The organism is Pseudomonas sp. ZY71 (assembly GCF_036542145.1).
Taxonomy (GTDB): Bacteria; Pseudomonadota; Gammaproteobacteria; order Pseudomonadales; family Pseudomonadaceae; genus Aquipseudomonas; species Aquipseudomonas koreensis_A.
Genome location: NZ_CP144274.1, coordinates 4,333,123 through 4,355,152 on the forward strand (window position 1 = coordinate 4,333,123; position 22,030 = coordinate 4,355,152).

At 60.6% G+C, this 22,030-nt stretch carries 22 protein-coding genes; 10 read left to right on the top strand and 12 right to left on the bottom strand.

The genetic code is table 11. From position 1 onward, the window contains the following. Nucleotides 1-112 precede the first annotated feature (112 nt). On the top strand, nucleotides 113-925 hold the full coding sequence (locus VY732_RS19165; RefSeq protein WP_331691505.1) for a gamma-carboxygeranoyl-CoA hydratase: 813 nt from the start codon (nucleotides 113-115) through the stop codon (nucleotides 923-925). Beyond that, nucleotides 922-2,871, top strand: a complete 1,950-nt coding sequence (locus VY732_RS19170; RefSeq protein WP_331691506.1) for an acetyl/propionyl/methylcrotonyl-CoA carboxylase subunit alpha — start codon at nucleotides 922-924, stop codon at nucleotides 2,869-2,871. Before VY732_RS19165 ends, VY732_RS19170 begins: the two co-directional genes overlap by 4 nt. Before the next feature lie 40 nt (nucleotides 2,872-2,911). Here the strand turns inward: VY732_RS19170 and VY732_RS19175 are convergent, their stop codons facing one another. Continuing rightward, nucleotides 2,912-3,571 (bottom strand): LexA family protein, encoded by a 660-nt coding sequence (locus tag VY732_RS19175; RefSeq protein ID WP_077573655.1) that lies wholly within the window; start codon nucleotides 3,569-3,571, stop codon nucleotides 2,912-2,914. A 130-nt stretch (nucleotides 3,572-3,701) separates the two neighbouring features. On the opposite strand from VY732_RS19175, the gene VY732_RS19180 reads away from it, so the two are divergent. Next, entirely contained in the window at nucleotides 3,702-4,040 is a 339-nt protein-coding gene (locus VY732_RS19180) for a DUF6124 family protein (protein ID WP_077573656.1), read from the top strand. Nucleotides 4,041-4,251: 211 nt separating this feature from the next. Here VY732_RS19180 and VY732_RS19185 read toward each other — a convergent pair whose 3' ends face one another. Then, entirely contained in the window at nucleotides 4,252-4,422 is a 171-nt protein-coding gene (locus VY732_RS19185; RefSeq protein ID WP_331691507.1) for a hypothetical protein, read from the bottom strand. A gap of 96 nt (nucleotides 4,423-4,518) precedes the next feature. Between VY732_RS19185 and VY732_RS19190 the strand changes: the two genes are divergently transcribed. After that, a complete protein-coding gene (locus tag VY732_RS19190; protein ID WP_137219379.1) occupies nucleotides 4,519-5,670 on the top strand; it encodes a M14 family metallopeptidase in 1,152 nt (383 codons plus the stop codon). A gap of 148 nt (nucleotides 5,671-5,818) precedes the next feature. After that, a complete protein-coding gene (locus VY732_RS19195) occupies nucleotides 5,819-7,012 on the top strand; it encodes an MFS transporter (protein ID WP_331691508.1) in 1,194 nt (397 codons plus the stop codon). Here VY732_RS19195 and VY732_RS19200 read toward each other — a convergent pair. Further along, nucleotides 7,009-7,554: a cytochrome b gene (locus VY732_RS19200; protein ID WP_331691509.1), complete on the bottom strand. Its 546-nt coding sequence runs from the start codon at nucleotides 7,552-7,554 to the stop codon at nucleotides 7,009-7,011. The two genes, VY732_RS19195 and VY732_RS19200, sit on opposite strands and share 4 nt — an antisense overlap. Further along, on the bottom strand, nucleotides 7,551-8,657 hold the full coding sequence (locus VY732_RS19205; RefSeq protein WP_331691510.1) for a catalase family peroxidase: 1,107 nt from the start codon (nucleotides 8,655-8,657) through the stop codon (nucleotides 7,551-7,553). Before VY732_RS19205 ends, VY732_RS19200 begins: the two co-directional genes overlap by 4 nt. Nucleotides 8,658-8,814: 157 nt before the next feature. Here VY732_RS19205 and VY732_RS19210 point away from each other — a divergent pair, with 157 nt between their 5' ends. Then, a complete protein-coding gene (locus tag VY732_RS19210) occupies nucleotides 8,815-9,321 on the top strand; it encodes an RNA polymerase sigma factor (protein WP_077573661.1) in 507 nt (168 codons plus the stop codon). Continuing rightward, nucleotides 9,318-10,073, top strand: a complete 756-nt coding sequence (locus VY732_RS19215; protein ID WP_331691511.1) for an anti-sigma factor family protein — start codon at nucleotides 9,318-9,320, stop codon at nucleotides 10,071-10,073. Before VY732_RS19210 ends, VY732_RS19215 begins: the two co-directional genes overlap by 4 nt. Before the next feature lie 123 nt (nucleotides 10,074-10,196). On the opposite strand, the gene VY732_RS19220 is transcribed toward VY732_RS19215, so the two are convergent. The 7 genes from VY732_RS19220 to VY732_RS19250 all read right to left on the bottom strand — a co-directional run bounded on the left by VY732_RS19220 (nucleotide 10,197) and on the right by VY732_RS19250 (nucleotide 16,622). Further along, nucleotides 10,197-11,168 carry a Csu type fimbrial protein gene (locus VY732_RS19220; protein WP_123594159.1) on the bottom strand — a complete coding sequence of 324 codons (972 nt, stop codon included), beginning with the start codon at nucleotides 11,166-11,168 and terminating at the stop codon, nucleotides 10,197-10,199. Continuing rightward, on the bottom strand, nucleotides 11,165-13,522 hold the full coding sequence (locus VY732_RS19225) for a fimbria/pilus outer membrane usher protein (protein WP_331691512.1): 2,358 nt from the start codon (nucleotides 13,520-13,522) through the stop codon (nucleotides 11,165-11,167). Before VY732_RS19225 ends, VY732_RS19220 begins: the two co-directional genes overlap by 4 nt. Nucleotides 13,523-13,601: 79 nt before the next feature. Further along, nucleotides 13,602-14,390, bottom strand: coding sequence for a fimbrial biogenesis chaperone (locus VY732_RS19230; protein WP_137219373.1), 789 nt, complete (start codon nucleotides 14,388-14,390; stop codon nucleotides 13,602-13,604). Nucleotides 14,391-14,423: 33 nt separating this feature from the next. Next, entirely contained in the window at nucleotides 14,424-14,924 is a 501-nt protein-coding gene (locus VY732_RS19235) for a Csu type fimbrial protein (RefSeq protein ID WP_331691513.1), read from the bottom strand. 4 nt (nucleotides 14,925-14,928) lie between these two features. Then, nucleotides 14,929-15,465, bottom strand: a complete 537-nt coding sequence (locus VY732_RS19240; protein WP_064389251.1) for a Csu type fimbrial protein — start codon at nucleotides 15,463-15,465, stop codon at nucleotides 14,929-14,931. A gap of 20 nt (nucleotides 15,466-15,485) precedes the next feature. After that, entirely contained in the window at nucleotides 15,486-16,019 is a 534-nt protein-coding gene (locus VY732_RS19245) for a Csu type fimbrial protein (RefSeq protein ID WP_331691514.1), read from the bottom strand. Nucleotides 16,020-16,118: 99 nt separating this feature from the next. After that, nucleotides 16,119-16,622: a Csu type fimbrial protein gene (locus VY732_RS19250; RefSeq protein ID WP_177412570.1), complete on the bottom strand. Its 504-nt coding sequence runs from the start codon at nucleotides 16,620-16,622 to the stop codon at nucleotides 16,119-16,121. 305 nt (nucleotides 16,623-16,927) lie between these two features. Here VY732_RS19250 and zapE point away from each other — a divergent pair, with 305 nt between their 5' ends. Both zapE and VY732_RS19260 read left to right on the top strand, forming a co-directional pair. Beyond that, entirely contained in the window at nucleotides 16,928-18,058 is a 1,131-nt protein-coding gene (gene zapE, locus VY732_RS19255; protein ID WP_331691515.1) for a cell division protein ZapE, read from the top strand. Nucleotides 18,059-18,273: 215 nt separating this feature from the next. Next, on the top strand, nucleotides 18,274-19,587 hold the full coding sequence (locus VY732_RS19260) for a leucine-rich repeat-containing protein kinase family protein (protein ID WP_331691516.1): 1,314 nt from the start codon (nucleotides 18,274-18,276) through the stop codon (nucleotides 19,585-19,587). Between the two features lie 112 nt (nucleotides 19,588-19,699). Here the strand turns inward: VY732_RS19260 and VY732_RS19265 are convergent, their stop codons facing one another. After that, a complete protein-coding gene (locus VY732_RS19265) occupies nucleotides 19,700-20,404 on the bottom strand; it encodes a YebC/PmpR family DNA-binding transcriptional regulator (RefSeq protein WP_102901638.1) in 705 nt (234 codons plus the stop codon). A gap of 222 nt (nucleotides 20,405-20,626) precedes the next feature. Here VY732_RS19265 and VY732_RS19270 point away from each other — a divergent pair, with 222 nt between their 5' ends. Beyond that, nucleotides 20,627-22,024, top strand: a complete 1,398-nt coding sequence (locus tag VY732_RS19270) for a type VI secretion system Vgr family protein (protein ID WP_331691517.1) — start codon at nucleotides 20,627-20,629, stop codon at nucleotides 22,022-22,024. Nucleotides 22,025-22,030: the final 6 nt, after the last annotated feature.

The following is a 22,030-nucleotide window of genomic DNA, read 5'->3' on the forward strand; positions in this document are numbered from 1 at the left end:
TGTGGGAGCGAGCCTGCTCGCGAATACGCTTTGTCAGGTAGCGGAAATGTCGACTGGTACAACGCTTTCGCGAGCAGGCTCGCTCCCACAGGAACCGTGGAGACGGATGAAAATGAGTGATTTCAACACCCTCGAACTGCAAAGCGACCCACGCGGTTTTGCGACGCTGTGGCTTAACCGCGCGGAAAAGAACAACGCCTTTAATGCCGAGATGATCCGCGAGTTGATCCTCGCCCTCGACAAAGTCGCCAGCGACGCCAGCCTGCGTTTCTTGCTGGTGCGTGGCCGTGGCAAGCATTTCAGCGCTGGCGCTGACCTGGCGTGGATGCAGCAATCGGCCGAGCTCGATTACCACACCAACCTCGACGACGCCCGCGAACTCGCGGAGCTGATGTACAACCTCGCCAAGCTGAAAATTCCCACAGTGGCCGTGGTGCAAGGCGCGGCATTCGGTGGCGCATTGGGGCTGATCAGTTGCTGTGACATGGCGATTGGCGCCGATGACGCGCAATTCTGCCTGTCGGAAGTGCGCATTGGTCTGGCGCCGGCGGTGATCAGTCCGTTCGTTGTACAGGCTATCGGCGAACGTGCTGCGCGGCGCTATGCGCTGACCGCTGAACGTTTCGGCGGCCAACGCGCACGGGAAATCGGTTTGTTGTCCGAGAGCTATCCGGCCGCTGAACTTGATCAGCAAGTCGAACAGTGGATCAACAACCTGCTGCTCAACAGCCCCGCCGCGATGCGCGCCAGCAAGGATTTGCTGCGTGAAGTCGGCAACGGCGCGTTGACCCCGGCGCTGCGCCGCTATACCGAAAATGCCATCGCCCGCATCCGCGTCAGCCCTGAAGGTCAGGAAGGCTTGCGGGCCTTTCTGCAAAAACGTCCGCCGAACTGGCAAGCCGCAACCAAGGAGCCGCGTCGATGAGCGCACCTGTTCTCACCACTCTGCTGGTGGCCAACCGTGGCGAAATTGCTTGCCGCGTGATGCGCACCGCCAAAGCGCTGGGCCTGACCACGGTCGCCGTGCACAGCGCCATCGACCGCGAGGCGCGGCACAGCCGTGAAGCGGACATCCGCGTCGATCTGGGTGGCAGCAAAGCGGCCGACAGTTATCTGCAAATCGACAAACTGATCGCAGCGGCCAAGGCCAGTGGCGCGCAGGCGATTCATCCGGGTTACGGGTTTCTCTCGGAAAACGCCGGATTCGCTCGCGCCATCGAAGCGGCCGGGCTGATTTTCCTCGGCCCGCCCGCCTCGGCCATCGACGCCATGGGCAGCAAATCCGCCGCTAAAGCGCTGATGGAAACCGCCGGTGTGCCACTGGTGCCGGGTTATCACGGTGAAGCACAAGATCTCGAGACCTTCCGCGATGCTTGCGCACGTATCGGTTATCCGGTGCTGCTCAAGGCCACGGCCGGCGGCGGCGGCAAAGGCATGAAAGTCGTCGAGGACGTCAGCCAATTGGCCGAAGCCCTCGCCTCGGCTCAGCGTGAAGCGCAGTCATCGTTCGGCGACTCGCGGATGCTGGTGGAGAAATACTTGCTCAAGCCGCGTCACGTGGAAATTCAGGTGTTCGCCGATCAGCATGGCAACTGCCTGTACCTCAATGAGCGTGATTGCTCGATCCAGCGTCGGCACCAAAAAGTCGTCGAAGAAGCGCCGGCACCTGGCTTGTCCCCGGAACTGCGTCGGGCGATGGGCGAAGCGGCTGTGCGCTCGGCGCAGGCGATCGGCTATGTCGGCGCGGGTACTGTGGAATTTTTGCTGGATGCGCGCGGTGAGTTCTTCTTTATGGAGATGAATACGCGGCTGCAAGTGGAGCATCCAGTGACCGAGGCCATCACCGGGCTGGACCTGGTCGCGTGGCAGATCCGCGTTGCCCGTGGTGAAGCGCTGCCGATCACTCAGGAACAGGTGCCGCTCAACGGCCATGCAATCGAAGTGCGCTTGTATGCCGAAGATCCTTCAAATGAATTTCTGCCGGCAACCGGACGTCTGGATTTGTATCGCGAGTCCGCTGAAGGGCCCGGGCGTCGAGTCGATAGCGGGGTTGAGGAAGGCGATGAGATTTCGCCGTTCTACGACCCGATGCTCGGCAAGTTGATTGCCTGGGGCGAGGATCGTGAACAGGCCCGGTTGCGCTTGTTGAGCATGCTCGACGAATTTGCGATTGGCGGTTTGAAAACCAACATCAATTTTTTGCGACGGATCATCGCGCACCCGGCGTTTGCGACGGCGGAACTGGATACCGGGTTTATTCCGCGCTATCAGGAGCAATTGCTGCCTGCTCCAGGCATGTTGAGCGATGCGTTCTGGAGCGCGGCGGCGCAGGCCGTGGCGCAGAGTCTGCCGCAATTGGCGCGTCAGGATGATCCTGCTTCGCCATGGTCACTCAACAGCGGTTTGCGCGCGGGTCTGCCAAGGGAAATCACCCTGCATTTGAGTTGCGAGGGGCAAGATCGCGCTTTGACGTTGAGTACCGATGATCACGCCAGACTGTCCGGCGAAGCACTCATCGTCGAGCACGAGGGCGTTCGTCGTACATTGCGTGCCATCCGCCAAGGGGATTCTCTGTACCTGCAATGGGAAGGTGAGTTGCGGCGCATCGAAACGTACGATCCGATCAGCGCCGTCGAAGCCAGTCACAGCCATCAGGGCGGACTGACCGCGCCGATGAACGGCAGCATTGTCCGCGTGCTGGTCGAGGCTGGGCAATCGGTAGAGGCCGGGGCACAACTGGTGGTGCTGGAAGCGATGAAGATGGAACACAGCATCCGCGCGCCGCATGCCGGGGTGATCAAAGCACTGTATTGCCAGGAAGGTGAAATGGTTGGCGAAGGCAGCGCTCTGGTTGAACTGGAAGCAGTGTGAATATGAGGATCGATCCTACGCTTGGCGAGGATCGATCTGACTAGTAACGCGCCGTTGCCTGAACCACAACTCCGATGATTCGACACTCATCGGTCAGCAGGGCTTTCGGCCAGGTCGGATTGAGCGGCACCAGGTAACGCTGGCCGCCCTCTTCGTCCAGCTTGCGGAAGATCGCTTCAGGGCTGTCTGGCCACTGGGCGATCACCAGTTTGCCGGGCACCGCCTCCGCTGCCGGGTCGACCAGAATCAGCATGCCTTCGGCAATGCTCTGGCCACTGGGAGCGGTCATCGAATCCCCCGTCACCGTCAGCCAGAACGCCGGGCCACGCGCGTGGTAATCCGTCAGTTCGAAACGCTGTTTGCCGGATGCCTTCGTGTAGGACGCCGGATCGCTCTCGCGCACCTCGCAGGTCGTCTGCCAATCGCTGACCGGGTAACGGAAGTAAGGGTTGTACTTCTGCGCCAGCGGCATGTCGTCGTCAGATGTTATTTGCGGTTCCCGGATAACCAGCACCACTTCCAGAAAATCCATGCCCAGCGCTTGCAGCACGCGATTCATTTCCGTGATGCCGGGTTCGCGACGCTTGTTCAGCCAATGGCCGATCCCGCCCTGGGACATGCCGACGCGCTCTCCGAGCTCTGTTTGAGTGATTTTGAGTTCACTCATCTTGGCCTTGACCAACTCAATCCATTTATCCATGTGCAGCACCTTACGTCGACGCCTTCGGCCAGCAAAACACATATTGTAGTATTTAAATTCTGGTCACAACTACACAGAGTACTATTCTGAAGGCACGGATTTTCAATCGACCAAGGAGTGCCTCTTCATCATGAATATCAGCAGCAAAGACTTGCCCGATCTGCAAATGGACACCACCTTCACCTCCCCTCAGGGCAATGCGGCAGCGCAGCGAGCGCTGGACTATTACTTGAAACCAGCTGTGTCAGAACCGGCAGTCGACGAACGCTTTTTCGATGTCAGGCGCCATCTCAGTGGCGAAGAAGCCTTGGTGCACGCCTCGGATCTGTTGCGCTGTGCCGCAGCCACTGCGTTCAAGGCAGCCGAAAACCTGCAAGGCGCGAGTCGCGATCTGGCATTTTCAGTGGTGCACATGGTGGATATGGCGCGGGCGATGGTTGACCATTCGCTCGATGGCGATGACGCCTGAGGAGGAGCAGTCCGGGCGGACAGGAAAGAATTTTCCTATCGCGCAGGTAAAAACATTTGACTTGCAAATGATAATGATTATTATTGCATGCAGCTGGTCGCGAGATCAGTCGATGGACCAGAGACCTTAGGTCGGTCTCTGGACTATCTCCTCATCAGGCTAATCACGGTTTTTGACCCGGCTTTTTGCCGGGTCTTTTTTTGCCCGTTTTTCAGGCTTGTGGCTTCAGGCTAATGAAGTCTTTAGGTGCTGCAAATTCGATGGCGCGGATAATATCAAAAGAATATCGCTTGGCAAGCGAAGCCCGGCCAGATTGGGGCAAACTAATGACAATTAGCACTTGAGAATCAATCGCACACTCTCTAAGCTGCTTGCGCGTCATGGAGGACGCCCCCCGCCACACCCCTCAAATCCCCTCGGTTTCAGCCCTGCCTGCGTGTACAGTAACGGCCATAAAAATCATATTCAGGAATCGATTATGACCGTGGCCAAATCTTCGTTCGACATCAGCGCCAACTTCGACAGCGGCAACATCCAAGTCATCGACATCAGCAACCCGCTCAATCCGGTTCTGGCCATTCGCCCGGACACCCGCAGCGCCCATTTTCAGTGGTTCCACTTCAAGGCCAGCGGTCTGCATGTTCATCAGGAACACTGGTTCCGCTTGGTCAACGCCAGCCAGTCCTCCTATAACAAAGCCTGGACCGGCTATCAGGCAGTCGCCTCCTACGACCACGTCAACTGGTTCCGCATTCCAACCAGTTTTGAAGGTGACAGCCTGCGCTTTTGCCTCGAAGCCGAGCAAACCCATGCCTGGTTCGCCTACTTCGAACCCTACAGCCGTGGTCGTCATGACTGGCTGATCGATCAGGCCCTGAGCAAGGCCGGCACCGAATTGCTGGCCACCGGCAAGAGCGTCGAAGGTCGCGATATTCAACTGCTGCGCAAAGGCACCGGCGCCGAAGGTCAGCGCAAAATCTGGATCATTGCTCAACAACATCCCGGCGAACACATGGCTGAATGGTTCATGGAAGGCGTGATCGAACGCCTGGAAAGACACGACGATCCTGTGCTGAACAAACTGCTGGCCAGCGCTGATCTGTACCTGGTGCCGAATATGAATCCCGACGGTGCCTTCCACGGTCACTTGCGCACCAACGCGATGGGCCAGGACTTGAACCGCGCTTGGCAGAACGCCAGTCAGGACGTCAGCCCCGAGGTACTTTTCGTACAGCAGCAAATGGAAAAGTACGGCGTCGATCTGTTCCTCGACGTACATGGCGACGAAGAAATCCCCCACGTATTCACCGCCGGTTGTGAAGGCAATCCGGGTTACACGCCGCGCATCGAAAAGCTCGAAGAGCATTTCCGCAGCCACCTGAAACACACCACTAAAGATTTCCAGACCAAGCACGGCTACACCCGCGACGAACCGGGCCAGGCCAACATGACCCTGGCGTGCAACAGCGTCGGACAGAAATACGACTGCCTGTCGCTGACCCTGGAAATGCCGTTCAAGGATCACGACGACCATCCCGACAAGGAAACCGGCTGGTCGGGCAAACGCTCAAAACAGCTGGGCAAAGACGTGCTGACCACCATCGCTGACATGGTTGATACCCTGCGCTGATCCCCTCCTCCGTCCCGCAAAAGATCGCAGCTTGTCTGCGATCTTTTGCTTTCTGCCATTCGTACCTTCGCGCAAACAGGTTGCAAAATAAAACCTGAATCAATACCGTTATCAAGGTTTTATTTTGAAACCTAAAAGGATGCGGGATATGAAACCTCTCAAAAGCAGCACCGTTTTGCTTTTCTCTGTGGCCTGCGGTCTGGCCGTGGGCAATGTGTATTACGCCCAGCCATTGCTGGACGCGATGGCCGAGGCGTTTGCGATGTCGCCGGCGACCATCGGCATCGTCATCACCCTGACGCAAATCGGTTACGGCATCGGTCTGGTGTTACTCGTGCCCCTCGGCGATCTGCTCAATCGACGCCGGTTGATCGTCACTCAAACCCTGCTGTCGGCAGCGGCATTGTTGATGATCGCGCTGGCGCCCAGCAGTGTCTGGCTGCTGCTCGGCATGACGTTGACGGGGCTGCTCGCCGTGGTCACGCAGGTGCTCGTGGCTTACGCCGCCACCCTGGCGATCCCGGCCCAACGCGGGCGCGTGGTCGGTGTGGTGACCAGCGGCATCGTCGTGGGCATCTTGCTGGCACGCACGGTCGCCGGCGGCATGGCCGATCTGGCCGGCTGGCGTGCAATCTACTTTCTGTCGGCAGGGCTGACACTGTTGATGGCGTTGCTGCTGTTTCGAGTTCTACCCAAGCATGAATCCCCACAACCGGCGACTGGCTACATTGCACTGATTGCCTCGGTATTCAGCCTGTTCAAAGAAGAACCGGTGCTGCGCCAACGCGCGATCCTCGCCCTGCTGACCTTCGCCAGCGCGATGGTGCTGTGGACGCCAATGGTGCTGCCACTGGCCGCCCCACCGCTGTCGTTGTCGCACAGTGAAATCGGACTATTCGGGCTGGCCGGTGCCGCCGGTGCGCTGGCCGCCGCACGGGCCGGGCATCTGGCGGATCGCGGTCTCGGGCAATGGGTCAGCGGTCTTTCACTGTTGCTGATGCTCGCCTCCTGGCTGCCGATCGCCCTCACCCAATCCTCGTTGTGGGCTTTGTTGCTCGGCGTGATCACCCTTGATCTGGGCCTGCAAGCCGTGCACGTCACCAGCCAAAGCATGATTTACAGTGTGCGCCCCGAAGCGCAAAGCCGTCTCACCGCCGGTTACATGTTGTTTTACTCGATCGGCAGCGCACTCGGCTCCATCGGCTCGACCGCCATGTACGCGTGGGCCGGCTGGATTGGCGTGTGCCTGCTCGGCGCGGGCATCAACGCCGTGGCGCTCGCGTACTGGTGGCTGACCCTGAAAAGCGGCGCACCGGCTCGATGCGCCACTCAAGCGGGTTAACTGCGATCGCGACCGCGCAACATGCTGTCGAGCACTTCGTCGCGGCGGATCCAGCCATGAAACAACGCCGCCGCCAGGTGCAGCAGCACCGTCAGGAACAACAAATAGGCCAGATAGCCATGAGCCTTGCGCAAAAACGCGAACAACTGCGCATCGGCCGGAACGATCGATGGCAACTGCAACGTTGTGCTGAGCATGACCGGTTCACCCGAAGCGCTGATCATCGCCCAGCCGAGCAACGGCAACACCAGCATCAATGCATACAACAACAAATGCGATGCCTTGGCCGCCAGCACTTGCCAGCCCGGCAGATCCGCTGGCAACGGTGGCTGGCGCGTAGTCAGTCGCACCAGCAAACGCACAATCACCAGCGCCAGTATCGCGATTCCCAGCGGTTTGTGCAGATGGATCAGCCATTCATGCCGCTCGGAAACCGAGGTGACCATCCCTGCACCGATAAACAGCATGGCGATGATCATGATCGCCATCAGCCAATGCAGCAGTCGCGCCAACAGGGCGAAATGCGTCGGTTGAGTGCTCATGGACGAGCCTCCTGTTTAGCGGCGGGCAACTGGCTGACTTCGCTGGTGCGACGCAGATAGGAATCGGCGTAACCGGCGGAACGGGCCGCGAGCAACGGGTCGGCGGAACCCTGAATCCCGGCCGGCAACACCAGCGGGTCATAGTTGATGTCACGGCATTCGCCGCTCAGTTGTGGCTGGGTTTTTTCCAGCACCAGCGTGCCGGCGTTCAACACTTTGCGCCCCTCGGGCCAGGTCTTGCTGGCGTCGTTCACCGGATCCTCAGGATTGGCCAGGGTGATATTCAGCTGAAAGCGCAGCGGCGCGGATGCCAATCGTTGCACCAGATCTTTCTCGAGAAAATCGCCACCCTCAGGCGCGGTGGCGCCCGCAGCATCGCGCGCCAACGGCGTCATGCTCCAGCGCACTGCCTGCTTTTTTCCGCTGGCGTCGACCAGATAAAACGCATTGACGCTGTTGTAGGTTTCAGTGGCATAACTGGCCGACGGCTTGGCGGTTTTCACCCAGGTCAGAAACGGCACGGCTTCCGGGTGCGAGGCAAAGAACGCCGGGACCTTGCTCGGATCAGGTTTACCCGTGGCTGGATCCGGCGACTGTGCCTGCTGCAATTGATAAAACGCCTCAGGCGTACCGACCGGGAACACCGGCATGCTGTTCATCCCGGTGCGCCACTGCTGCCCGTTGGCCTGGGTGAACCGCAGCGCCAGACTGCGAATCGGCACGCTGCTGTCCGGTGCATACGGACTGCCCGCCGGCAGCGCGAAACGCCCGACCACCGGCGTCTGCGGTTCGTTGAACACCTGCGCGGTGGAGAATACCCGCGCCTCACCAGTGCTTTCGAAATGCCCGATCACGCACACGCCTTTGGCGTGGTTACGACGAAACCCGGGATGCACGCCGTTGTTCTTCTCCAGCACATCGACCAGCGCTTTTGGCGTCAGACGTTGTGGGTCGAAGTTACCGTGAACGTAGGCAAACGCCCCGGCCACCGCAGCGACTACCACGGCAATGCCGCCCAGACGCAATATCAGGCTCGCGGCACTCAGTGGCGGGCGTTGCGGCCCGCCGGGCGGTGAAGCGTTGGGTGAGGTGCGATCAACCATGAAAAACTCCAGGGCCATCGGCCACAAGTAGGAAGAATCAGCAAGACGCGCCGCGTCCGGGTTTATTCCACACGACGGTATTTATTTTTCCGAACGTGGAATAACCTTCAACGGCGGGCGTCTCCCTAGTCCACAGCGTAGTGACTAGCAGAATTTCATGAGCGAATTCGACGAACAGTTGAGAGAAATCATTCCCAGATTGCGCCGCTTTGCCGTGTCACTGACACGCAACAGCAGCAGCGCCGACGATCTGGTGCAGGCGTGCCTTGAGCGGGCGCTGTCGAGTTGGGGTGATAAACGCGCCGACGGCGACTTGCGTGCCTGGCTGTTTGCGATCCTCTATCGGCAGTTTCTCGACGCCCATCGCCGCTCGCGACGCTACGCGCGGATGCTCGAATTCTTCACCGGTCGCGACGATGCCGAACCCTCGGCGGAGCGCACCGTCATTGCCCAGTCGACCCTGCAAGCCTTCGACCGTCTGCCCACCGAACAGCGCGCCTTGTTGCTGATGGTCTCGGTGGAAGGCCTTTCCTATAAAGAGGTCGCCGAGATTCTCGACGCCCCGATCGGCACCGTGATGTCGCGCCTGTCCCGTGCCCGCCAGGCCTTGCGCCAACTCAGCGACGGCGAAATCAGCAGCCCTTCTTTGCGGATACTCAAATGATCAGCCTGCCTCCCAACGAGCGTGATTTGCACGCCTATGTCGACCACCAGCTCAGCGACGCCGACCGGCGTGTGCTGGAGACCTGGCTGGCCAGTCACCCGGACGAAGCGGCGCAGGTGCGCGCCTGGCAACAGGATGCCCAGCAACTGCGCGCGGCACTTAGCGGCGCGTTGCAGCAACCGGCCAATCCGGCGCTTGATCCGGCGATGATTCGCCAGCGCCGTCAGCGTCAGTCACGGCGTCATCTGGCCAGCGCGGCGGTGTTGCTGATTGCGGTCAGTGTCGGCGGCTTCAGCGGCTGGCAGGCGCGGGAAATGACCCTTGTGCACTCGACAATGCTGCCGATGACCGACGCCTTGCAGGCCTATCGCTTGATTGCCCAGCAAGGCATGCTGCCAGCGGATTACAAAGTCGACAGCGAGGGTGATATGCAACGCTGGCTCGACCGCTATTTCACCCGGGCCAGTCGCTTGCCTGATCTGAAGGCGGCCGGGTTTAAACCGGTCAGCGGACGCCTGCTCAGCACCGACGAAGGCCCGGCAGCGATGGTCATGTATGAGGATGGCCGCGGGCACAAGGTGAGTTTCTACGTGCGCCCGCCGGGCCCGAAAAACACCTTTTTGCCCCGTGGCAGCCGCAGTGATGGCGACTTGCAGGCCGAGTACTGGTCGGGCGGCGGGTATAACTATGCGATGGTCAGCCCGGTCGATACGCCAGCGGCGCAACAGCTCAAGCAATCGCTGCAATTCTGAGAGTTCCACCTCTCCCCTGTGGGAGCGAGCCTGCTCGCGAAGGCGCCAGATCAGTCGCATCGTTGCTGAATGACACACCGCATTCGCGAGCAGGTTCGCTCCTACAAGGGATCAGCTTCAGCCTCAGAAACCCACATCGAGCACGACATTATCCAGATAGGTGCCCGCCGGTGGCGTGGTCTGGTCGGTGTAGATTTTCGCGTTGTAGTTGAAGATCTGACTGCCCGTGCCCAGCCCGTTACCCGGATTGACCTCGGCATCGGTACTCGCCCGCCGCGCCGTGCCGACACTGCCCCAGCGCGTGGTGCCGGCGCTTTTGAAAATGTCGTAAGCCAGATAATTGCTCCCGGAAATCATCCGTCGCCGCCCGCCGACACTCACCGCGTTCTGCCCGTCACTCAACCCCACGGTGTAGGCACTACCCTTGGTGCAGGCCAGATTGATCGTCTGACCGGTCACCGGGGTGAACGCGCTGACCACCGGCGCGCTGCCGAAGGCAATGTTCGGCGCAGTAATCGTGCAATCGTTGGACACCGTCATGTTCACCGTCAACGACGTCGTGCCACTGGCGATGTCGCGCCCAAGACAGACAGAACCAATACCAATCCCCGAGCAGTAATTCCAGTTCCAGAAAATACTCAGGGTCTCGGTGTACACCCCGGCGGCAACGTTGCTGCCAATGGTGGTACCGAGATACAGCGGCACGGTTTTCGGCGTCGTACCATTGAGCAGGCCCAAGGCATCGATAATGCCGTTGCGCGCAAAGTCATAGGCGGTGCCGCGGGTCAGCGGGTAACTGGTGCTGTTGTTGGCGTAGATCGTGTAATTGATGACATCGCCGGTCGGCCCGACCAGACCACTTTGAGTCGATGAAACGGTGCCCCAGAAGTGGTCATTGCTGGTCAGCAGGGACAGCAGCGAACCGGTGCAACTCAAACCCGCGTTCAGTGTGGAACTGGGCTGTGAAGTCGTGCGCACGGCGATCGAACTGAGCATACCGAACGCCGCCGGCGTGGTGCTGACCACCGAACACGCAGCCTGCACCGCCGCCGGCAACATTAGCGCCAGCAACAGAAGCCAGCGCGCGCGGATCATTGACACACCAGCGGGCCAATCAACGGCACCTGATTTTGATTCAGATCGACGCTGAACTGCGCATGACATGTCTTGCCGTCGGCCAGCGTCACCTGCAGCGAGTTCTGCGCCTGCAGGTTTTCCAGATAGACCAGCCCATCCCAGCCGACGACCGTTCGCGTGCCACTCTGCTCATGCAAAACACCCGCGCCCAGCGGCAGTTCTCGCTGCTGCGCGTCGACCAGCACGATGCTCGCGGCAATCACTCGGGTCAGCGGAAACTCCAGCAGATAACCGCTGCCACGCCGCACGGCGATGCGCTGTTCGACGTTGGGGCTGCGCACGTTGGCCGGCAGATTCAGTGGGTCGATTTCATATTTGCCGCGGTAATAGGCGCTGCTCCATGGCACCAGCAAATGACCGTTCTTGTCGGTCTGACCGACCTGCTGATTTTCGTAGCGCACCGGAATGTCGGCAAAACCCTCGGTGCTCACCACCACAAACGCATCGTCGATACGGTTGGCGGCAAACACCTGGCGATCCATCCACACCAGTGAACCACTGGCATCGGCCCATCGGGTTTCGGCGTCGGAAGTGCCATAGACACCGGCCTGCAACTGCACCGATTGCAGACGCCAGGTAACGTCGGCCTGACGATAATCAGCGCCATCACCCTTGGCGTAACCCAGATTGAAACCTACGCCGCCCTCGGTCGGCACCGCGCGGCTGTAGTTGACCCGCTGCTGGCTCTGCCCGGTTTTACTGCGATCACTGCTGATCGCCAGGCTGCCGCGCAGATCGAACGGAATCACCAGTTGCGCCTGCACCGCCCAGTTGCTGTCGCCGATCTCACGGTTGGCCGACAGGTAGAAACTGCTGTTGCGCCACAACGGTTTGCTCCAGCTGAGGTTGAGCAGCCGCGTGCGCGAATCGTCCGCCGCGCGCACATCGAAATAACCCGCACCAAGGCTGCCCCAGCGTTCGAGGTTAAGGCTCAGGGTCGCTTGCTCGCTGCGCCGGCTAAGGCTGATATAGGGGCTGTCGACCACGCTCAGGTCGGCGTATTGATCGTGACGTTGCAGCCGCTGATAGGAAAAGCTGAAACGCTGATTGCTGTACTGATAGCCCAGGCTTAATTGCTGGCCGCCCTCGCCGTCGAAACGGCTTTGGCTCAGTGCACTGTTGAGCACACCGAAGTTACCGAGCTGCCAATTGCCGCCGAGGCCGCCCAGTGTCAGCGAATCGGCCGCTTCGGCATGGCTTTCCACGGTGAAACTGTCGCTGACGCCATAGCGCAGACTGCCGGAGGTGACACCCGGGCCGTAGTTGAAATCCTTCAAACCATAGTCGCGACGCAGCGTACCGGCGGCCACGGAAAAATCGCTCAAGCCTTTTTGCAGCAAGGTGCTGGTGACATAGAACGGCACCGTGGTCGAGACCTGCCGACCGAGCGCATCAGTGGTCACTACGACAGCTTCGCCCGCACCGTTGATGAACGGAATATTGGTCAGCGTGTATGGCCCGGGCTGCAAATCTGCACTGCTGGACTTGTAGCCATTGATGAACAGATCCACCGAGGACGGCACCGCCGCTTCACCGGCAAATTGCGGTAATGGATAGGTCACCAGATCCGGGCGTACGGCAAAATCCCGAGAAAACTGCACGCCGCCCAGACGCACCGAACTGCTCCACGGCAAAGCACCGCTGATCACGTCACCGGCCTCGTAGGTGAGCATTCGCTCGTCGTCGGAGTAACGCCAGGTGGTGTCGTATCGCAAGTAGCCGTTGTCCAGCGTGTTGAGCGAATCACGGGACAAGGTTTGCCGATACTGCCCGGTGTTGGACAGCGTGCCCCAGCTGTCGAACAGCCGCACTTCGTTCCACGCCGCCAGATAAGTGCCGGCATCGTCAGTGTCATTGAGGTACAGGTCATAATTGAACAACGCGCCGAAACTGCTCAGCGCCGGGGTGCGCGGGTAAGCCTGACGATTGCCGATGAACTGTTCCGGCAGCCAGTCCGGCGGCACGTCCAGCAGCAAACGTTGACCAACACTGTCGTAGTCACTGTGCAGCCCCGCCAGACTGTCGAGATCGACCTCGGCGCCGAGGCTGTCGGGCAGTTTCATGCCGGTTTCGCGCAACGCCGTCGCTGGCAAAAACAAGCGTCCGTCGCGCTGCTGCACCGCCACTACGCGCCCGGTATTCATCTGGTTGACCACCAGTTCCAGAAACAACTGTGCATCACTGACGGCCTCCATGCCGCTGGGAGGCGGCGGCAGATCGCCGGCCCCGGATGGTTGAATGAACATCAGGCAACACGCGCCGGTGATGAGCCACAACGGACGCTGAATACGGCGAACCCGTCCTGGGTTCATACGCGTTTTACGTCCGTCAATGGACTGAATCCTCCTGATACCGCTTGCGTCGACGCCAGATGCCCGCGCTACGACTCACTTACTTGGCGGGCGTGATGTTCTGCACCTGTGCCGCGCCATTTACTCGTACCTGCAACGCTGACTCACCGGCCAACGGCCCGGGCGCCGGCCAGCGCATCACCGCGCCGGGAAGCACATAACCCAACAACCCTTCGGCCAATGGCTTGCTCTGCCCGGCCTGTTTGATTGCCACGTCGGTCAGCCGCGCATGCACCGCGCCCTGATTGCGCACTTCCACATAAGGCTTGCCGTCCACGGCTACCGTGCGCCAGCTCAACTGCGGCAGGCCAACGCCCTTGGGATCACGCGCACGGCTGCTGTCCTCTTTGCTCCACAACCCGGCGCCATAGGCAAACAGCGGCACCGAATAACGCATCTGGAAGCGGATCGCTGCGGCGGTTTTGCCTCCGTCAGCGGTTGCAGGTTGCGCGGAAGGAATTTCGTCGATGATGATCCGGTAGGCCAGCTCCTGGCCCGGCGGTACGTCCTTGGTGCGGGTCAGACGCACCAGTTGTTTCTGCCCCGGTTCGATTTTCGCCACTGGCGGGCTGCCGATCACGTCGCGCTGGTTCTGGTATTGCTCGGCGAAACCACTCTGGCTCCAGCCGAACACGCGGATCTGCAGATTGGCGGTTTCGCTGCCGCGGTTTTCCAGCCACAGCGCACTGGCCTGTTGATCAGCCTCCAGCACCGGATCGATCGGCCAGATCAGCACCGAACTCGCCGCGTGCGCCTGGCTTGCGCCAAGCATGAACATCGTCCACATCACACAGCGCACGAAAGAATGCCGTGACGTCACTGACCCCATAAAACTGCTCCTTGTCGGCCATTCAACTTCGCCTCACCACGACAGTTGCACCTGCAACACGTCGCTGTACGTCCCCCCAGGCTGATTGCCCGGCAATTGCACCTGACCGTAAATCGGCAGGCTGATGTTGTTCGCGTCGCTGTAAGCCACCGCCACACTCTGGCCAATGCCCAGGCTCTGGCTGTACGCCGAATCGCGAAACAGTGCATACGCCACCCGCGCGCTGCCGCTGTTGACCTGCATGTGCCGACCGCTGCTGTTGTACTGGCCGCCATCGACGCTCATGTTCAGCGTCACCCCCGGCGTGCATTGCAATTGCACCCCGCCGGTCAGCGCGACCTGCACGGTGCCGGTGGCCAATGCCGAACGCGAACCGAAATTCAGCCCGCCATAGTTCGACACCCCGCCCACCACCAGACACCCGGCAGTGACCGTGGCACTGACCTGAAAGCTCTGGCTCGTCGCTGCGGTCAGCGGCAGCGGTGCACTGCCGGCACAGAGCAGGAGCAGCGCGGCACAGCCATGGCGGCGCATGGCATCAGAACGTCAGTTCAACAGCGACGGTGTCGGTGTATGTCCCCGCCGGCAAACCGGCCTTGCCCACCGCCTGACCGTAGATGTTCACCGTCTGTGCGACTCCGGTGCTGGCCGCAAGATTGATGGTCCCGTCGATCGCCAGCAGTTGCGAGTGCCCGGCATCGGTGTACAAGTCGTACGGCACGTAATTGGCGACACCGTCGTACAACGCTCGTGTGCCGCCCGGCGACATGCCGTCATGGGAGCCGGCGCGCACCTTGACCGTCGGCGTGGTGCCACTGGAACAGAGAATCGACAACGCCCCGCCGCCTCCGCCCAACACTTGTCCGGTGGCGGTGGTGAACAGGCTGTTGGCGGTGCCGAAGTTCAACGCACCGAAGTTCAGCCCGGTGGAACCGCCAGCGCCGTTGACCTGACAACTGCTGATCAGAATCAGGCTGGAGGTGATCTGGCCGGTGACCGTGGTGGCGGCGTTGGCACTGGAAACCAGCGCCAGGCCAAGCAATGACAAACCTATCCTTGATGCAAACATACGCATGGTGTCCGTCCTCTCCGGGGTTACCAGTCGAGCGTCACCGTCAGCGTGTCGGTATAGACACCTGCCGGTACCGCGCGGGTATTCGCCACCACCGAGCCAAATACCGGAATGGGTATCTGCGCAGCGCTGGTGACAGCGAAATTGTGTTGCTGGCCGATGCTGTAGCTCCGGACGCCGGAGGGATCGACGAACAGCTGATAGGGAAGGGTCTGGCGGCCGTTGCTCAGGCGCCGGGTGTTGCCGTCACCGTGGCTGCCGCCGTCGATGGTTACAGTGAAGCCGGTGACCGAAGGATTGCAGGCAACGTTGAGTTTGCCGCTGCTGTCGCCATCCAGACTGGCCTTGATCGGCGCGTTCCAGGTGGGCCCCTGAAGGCCGAAATCGAGGGTGCCGAAATCGCTGACCGGGCTCTCGGGCGTGCTGGTATTGGTAACTTCGCAGCCGGCAATCAGGATCAGCCGCGCATTGATCTGCCCGCTGACCGCCGCTTGCGCGTTGTCTGCGAGCATAGCCAGCGTACCTGCCGCTACCACCATCCAGTGTTTGCCTGTCATTGCGCCCGTCCCTGCTCCCTTACGCTGACTCATTCACCGCGTTCATCATGGAACGCCTTCCTTGCACACCCGCGTCCACCGGGTGTCTTGAAACCGCGATCACCAGGTGACCGTCACCTTGACCAGATCCGAATAACGGCTGACTCGCGGCACTTCAGCCAAGCGTTCGATGCGCGCGTACAACGGTAATTCCACCGTGCCGCTGTCCGGCACCCGTCCGCTGACCGGCACGTCCACCACCAGCGGTACCCGGCGCGCCGCATCCTGATACAAGCGATACGGAATAGGTTTGCTGCCGACCGAACCGGCCATGTAGCGGACCTCACCGACACCGCCATGCAAGCCGCCATCGACGCGCATCTGGTACGGCGTGTCCGGGTTGCACTCCAGCCGTGGCAGGCGCTGATTGGTCAACGCCGCGCCCAATGGCCCGGTCGGGTCGTCAAGGCGCGCGGTGCTGCCGAAGTCGAGCACACCCAGTTGCTCAATGCCGGCGCCACGCTGTTGGCCGATCAACTGGCAGCCGCGCTGCACGTCAACGCGCACTTCGACTTGAAGATCTGCCGCATGAGCAGGCACAACGAGTACCCCCAGCAGGCCCATGACCACTTGTACATTCACTGCGCCGTTCCTTGTCAGTGATCACTTGCGACGTCGTTTCTGTGATTGAGGTTAGCAACGGTCGACGATTCCGCCAGTCGATTGGATCCAGGGATCGCCCGGGATATGTTTCGAAAGGTTGGCAACCGGTCGAGCCATGTCGCTAAAAATAGCTGTACGCGCGGCACAAATTTGTTCAATAACCGCCCACTGTCGATCCGCTGTGGTGGCTGGCCAACCCGGCGTCTGGTTACACTGTGTCGCCGCGCTCCCGGGAGCCGGTTTTGACGATCACGGAGACGCCCACAGTGCCTGCCCACCTGCCGAAACGATCGCGACTGATCCAGCGCTGGCCGGCGTTGCGCCGTTGGTTGGGCAAGGGTTTGCCGGCCAGTGTCGGGCATGACGCCAGTGCCCAGTCGATCCATGATTACTTCCGGCACAAGGCCAGTGTGCAGGGTTACACCCTCAGCCACAGCCAGCAGCGCGTCATCGAGTGCATGGCGCAGCAGGCCAGCCTGTTGTTGGGCGCAAGCGGCCGAACTGCGCCAAGCCTGTATCTGTTCGGCGCCGTCGGACGCGGCAAGAGCTGGTTGCTCGATGGCTTCTTTCAGGCCCTGCCGATCACGCAGAAACGGCGCCTGCATTTCCATCAGTTTTTCGCGCAATTGCATCAGGGCATGTTCAGCCATCGCGAGCAGGACGATGCCCTCGAAGTGACCCTCGACGAATTGCTGGAGGATTGTCGGGTGCTGTGTTTCGACGAGTTTCATGTGCATGACATCGGCGATGCCATGCTCATCACCCGGCTGTTCAAAGCATTGTTCAAACGGCGAATTCTGCTGCTGGTGACTTCCAACTATGCGCCGGATGGCCTGCTGCCCAATCCGCTCTATCACGCCCGCTTCAAACCGGTGATCGAACTGATCAATACGCATATGCAGGTGATGGAAGTCGGCGGGCCGCACGATTACCGCAGTCACACGCGCCACTCTGCGCAGCAGTTATTCACTCAGGGCCATTACGTGTGGCCAGCCACGCCAGCGCAACGCGCCGCTCTGCAGCTGCCACCTGCAGATGCGCCAGCCGTTGCGCTAACCGTCGGCACCCGGCAGATTCGGGCTCGCTGGTGTGAAGAGCGAAGTGTCGGTTTTACCTTCAACGATCTGTGTGAACAGCCGACGGCGGTCATGGATTATCTGGAGCTGTGTCGACGTTTCGACCGCTGGATCATTGATGATCTCCCGGAACTGGGAGAATGCCCGATCGCCGCACAACAACGCTTCATCAACCTGATCGACGTGCTGTATGACCAGGACAAGCACCTGACGTTGCTGGGTCGCCTGCCCTTGCGCGAAAGCCTCGACGGCTACGCCATTGACCTGGCGCGCACGCGCAGTCGGTTGGGGCAGTTGCAGGAGATGCACAACGACGACTGAGCACACTGACCCTGTGGGAGCGAGCCTGCTCGCGAAGGCGCGGTGTCAGTCAATACATAAGCGGCCGACAGTCCACTTTCGCGAGCAGGCTCGCTCCCACAAAAGGCAGCTGAAGTTTCGCCACCTACCCAATTTCAAATCCGGGTATTGCCGTTATCATGTCGCCCATTCCCAGCGCCTCAGCGTCGCTCCACTGATCATTAGCGAACCCCAACATGCACACCCTTGCTCAATTGCGCGCCGGCGAGTTGTCGGGCATCACGCGGCTGGATCTGTCTTGCGGACTGACCGAGTTCCCGGTCGAGATTTTCCAGCTGGCCGACACTCTGGAAATTCTCAATCTCAGCGGCAATGCCCTGAGCAGCCTGCCGGACGACTTGCATCGCCTGACTCGCCTGCGCGTGCTGTTCTGCTCCGACAACCCGTTCACTGAACTGCCGGCCTGTCTCGGCCAATGCGCGGCGCTGACGATGGTCGGCTTCAGAGCCAATCGCATCGTCAACGTCCCCGCTCAAGCCCTGCCGCCACAACTGCGCTGGCTGATCCTGACCGACAACTGCATCGAAAGCCTGCCGAGTGAACTCGGTGAGCGCCCGGCCCTGCAAAAGCTCATGCTGTCCGGCAATCGTCTGCAAGCGCTGCCGCCTTCGTTGAGCAACTGCCATCGACTTGAGTTGCTGCGCATTGCCGCCAACCGCCTGACCGAGCTGCCGCAATGGCTGCTCGCGCTGCCGAGCCTGAAGTGGCTGGCCTACGCCGGTAACCCGCTGGAAACCGAGGCAGACGCCGCCGCACTGGAGGCGACACCGCTAATCGACTGGTCGGTGCTGCGTCTGCAGCAACAGTTGGGTGAAGGTGCCTCGGGGGTGATTTCCCGGGCGAGCTGGCAGCGCGACGATGGCTCAGTGACGTCGGTTGCGGTGAAATTGTACAAAGGTGAAATGACCAGCGACGGTTCGCCGCTGCACGAAATGAATGCCTGTATCACCGCCGGCCTGCATCCCAATCTGATCCGCATCGAGGGGCGCATCAGTGGCCATCCCGACGGCCAACAGGGACTGGTGATGCAACTGATCGATCCGTCCTTCCATAACCTCGCCGACCTGCCAAGCCTGGCGTCCTGCTCACGCGATGTGTACGCCGATGATTGCCGGTTCAGTGCCGAGGTGGCGCTGAACATTGCCAGAGGCATCGCCTCGGCAGCGGAGCATCTGCATCAGCAAGGCATCACCCACGGCGATCTCTACGGGCACAACATTTTGTTGAACGAGCGCGGCGATTGCCTGCTCGGGGATTTTGGCGGGGCGTCGTTCCACGCTATTGCCGACACGGCGCAAACGCGCGCGTTGCAACGCATCGAAGTACGTGCGTTCGGGATTCTGCTGGGTGAGTTGCTGGCGCGCATCGACTCGGGGTTGAGTGATGAGCGACGTGCGGTGCTTGAGGAACTGGAGCGGCGTTGCTGTCAGGCGGAGGTGCTGGCGCGGCCGGGGTTTGCTGAGGTCATGCGACAACTTGAAGATCTGTGACCGCTGCGCGGTCAATCGCGAGCAGGCTCACTCCTACACTGGATCTGTGGCGTTCACAAATCCCCTGTGGGAGCTAGCCTGCTGGCGATGAGGCCATCACTGACGCGGTCGATCAGCCCGCCAGGCCGACGAACATGTCCTGCACGTCATCATGGTTGTCGAGGCCTTCGAGGAATGCTTCAACCTCAGCCATCTGCTCGTCGCTCAAACCGCTGACCGGGTTCTTCGGCTGGTAGCCGAGCTTGGCCGACAGCACGGTGAAACCTTGCTCTGGCAGCGCTTTCTGCACCGCATCCAGATCGGTAGGGTCGGTCAGGAACAGGGTTGCGCCGTCTTCGCCCGGCTCGAAATCCTGAGCACCGGCTTCGATGGCGGCCATTTCCGGATCGGCGTCCGGGGTGTCCGGCGAAGCTTCGATCATGCCGACGTGGTTGAAATCCCAGGCCACGGAGCCGGAGGCACCCAGTTGGCCTTTACGGAACGCCACGCGGATTTCGGCGACGGTACGGTTGATGTTGTCGGTCACGCACTCGACGATCAGCGGCACCTGGTGCGGGGCGAACCCTTCGTAGGTCACGCGATGGTATTGCACGGTTTCACCCAGCAGACCGGCGCCTTTCTTGATCGCGCGATCCAGGGTTTCTTTTGGCATCGAGGCTTTCTTGGCCTGTTCGACCACCAGACGCAGGTGTGCGTTGGTGGTGGTATCGGCACCGTTGCGGGCAGCGATGGTGATTTCCTTCACCAGTTTGCCGAAGATCTTGCCCTTGGCGTTGGCTGCCGCTTCTTTGTGTTTAACCTTCCACTGTGCGCCCATTACTCACTCTCTTGATCTGTGGCGCCGAGACATCTATTGGCCGACGCGTGGCGCCAAGTTTATACGGCCTAAAGTCGGCAATCGACCAAAAAAAACACAATGCAGAATCGACATCTTCACCAGTGCTTGTAGGGGGATTCTGAAAAACACCTTTGACATGACCATTCAGCGCTGTGGTTTCGTACCCTCTCAGGCCCGTATTGCCTGACAGAGCCTGTTCGAATGCTCAATGACAAGGAAAGTCCTTTTACCCTGACCCTGACCGACAGCGGCCTGTGCCTGCCGGTGGTGCGTTTTCATGGCGAGGAAGCACTCAACCAGCCCTACCGTTTCGACATCGAACTGATCGGCCTGGCCCCCGCCGTGGCGCCGGGTACCTTCCTGCATCAACCGGCATTTCTGCGCCTGGACGACCAGCATGGGATTCACGGCGTGATCGACAGTGTCAGTTGCGAACATCGCGGCACGCATCGGATCGGCTATCGACTGACCGTAGTGCCACGTCTGCAAAGGCTCGCCCAGCCGAACAAGCGCCGCGTGTTTGTGCAACGCAGCGTGCCGCAGATTCTCCAGCAATTGCTCACGGAAAATGCCCTGCCCGTTGAGGGCTACCGGATTGAAATGACTGTCGGCCAATACCCGCCCCGGGCGTTTTGCATCCAGTACGAAGAAAGCGATCTGGCATTGCTGCACAGGCTGTGTGAAGAAGAAGGCATCCACTACCACTTCGAACATCGGGTGGAGGGGCATATTGTCGTGTTTGCCGATGACAGCCTGAGCCTGCCGCAAGTGCCGGTGCTGATTGCGTTCAAGGCCGGCGAGCAAACGCCATCACCCAGCGTCAGTGCGCTGTACCAGCATCACCACGCAGCCCCCATCGCCACGCTGCATGCGGTGCGTAATCGAGGGCAACAGGCGATCCGCGACGACGCCGCCAATCACATCACAGCCAATCCCCTGCCGCCGATACCTTCTCTTGAACAACGTCACCACGAACAACGCAGCCGTCGGCATCTGGAGCGGCAACGCTGCCAGCACCGCACGATCAATGGCCGCAGTGATCGGGTCGGTTTGCTCAGTGGGCATCTGCTGCAAGTATCGGCGCATCCGATCAGCCACTTCAACGAACAATGGCGGCTCACGTCGATCCGCCATCACGGGGAACATCCGTCGATTCTTGACCCGAACCCTGCCCTGCACCGCTACCACAACGATTTCACTGCCCAGCCCTGGTCAACCGATTTTCGTCCCGCGCTCAGACAAACCCGCCCGAGCATTGCCGGGTATCACCTGGCGCAGGTGTTCGGGCCTGCCGGGCAACCGGCACAACTCGATGAGCAGGGTCGAGTCGCCGTCAGGCTGTGGCCCTCGGAACACCCGCAGGCACTTGATGACGACACGATCTGGTTACCCATCGCCATGACGCGAGCCAATGGTCGAATCACACTGGACGAACTGCCCTGCGCCGGCAGCGAAGTGTGGGTGAGTTTTCTTGACAGCGACCCGGATCGACCGATTCTGTGCCTGGGCAACTCGCGCAACCCCACGCCTCGCGAACCACCGCCTGCACGCGATAGCAGCTTGTTGCTCGACTGGCTCCTCAACAGCGACGCCCGCTGATCCCTT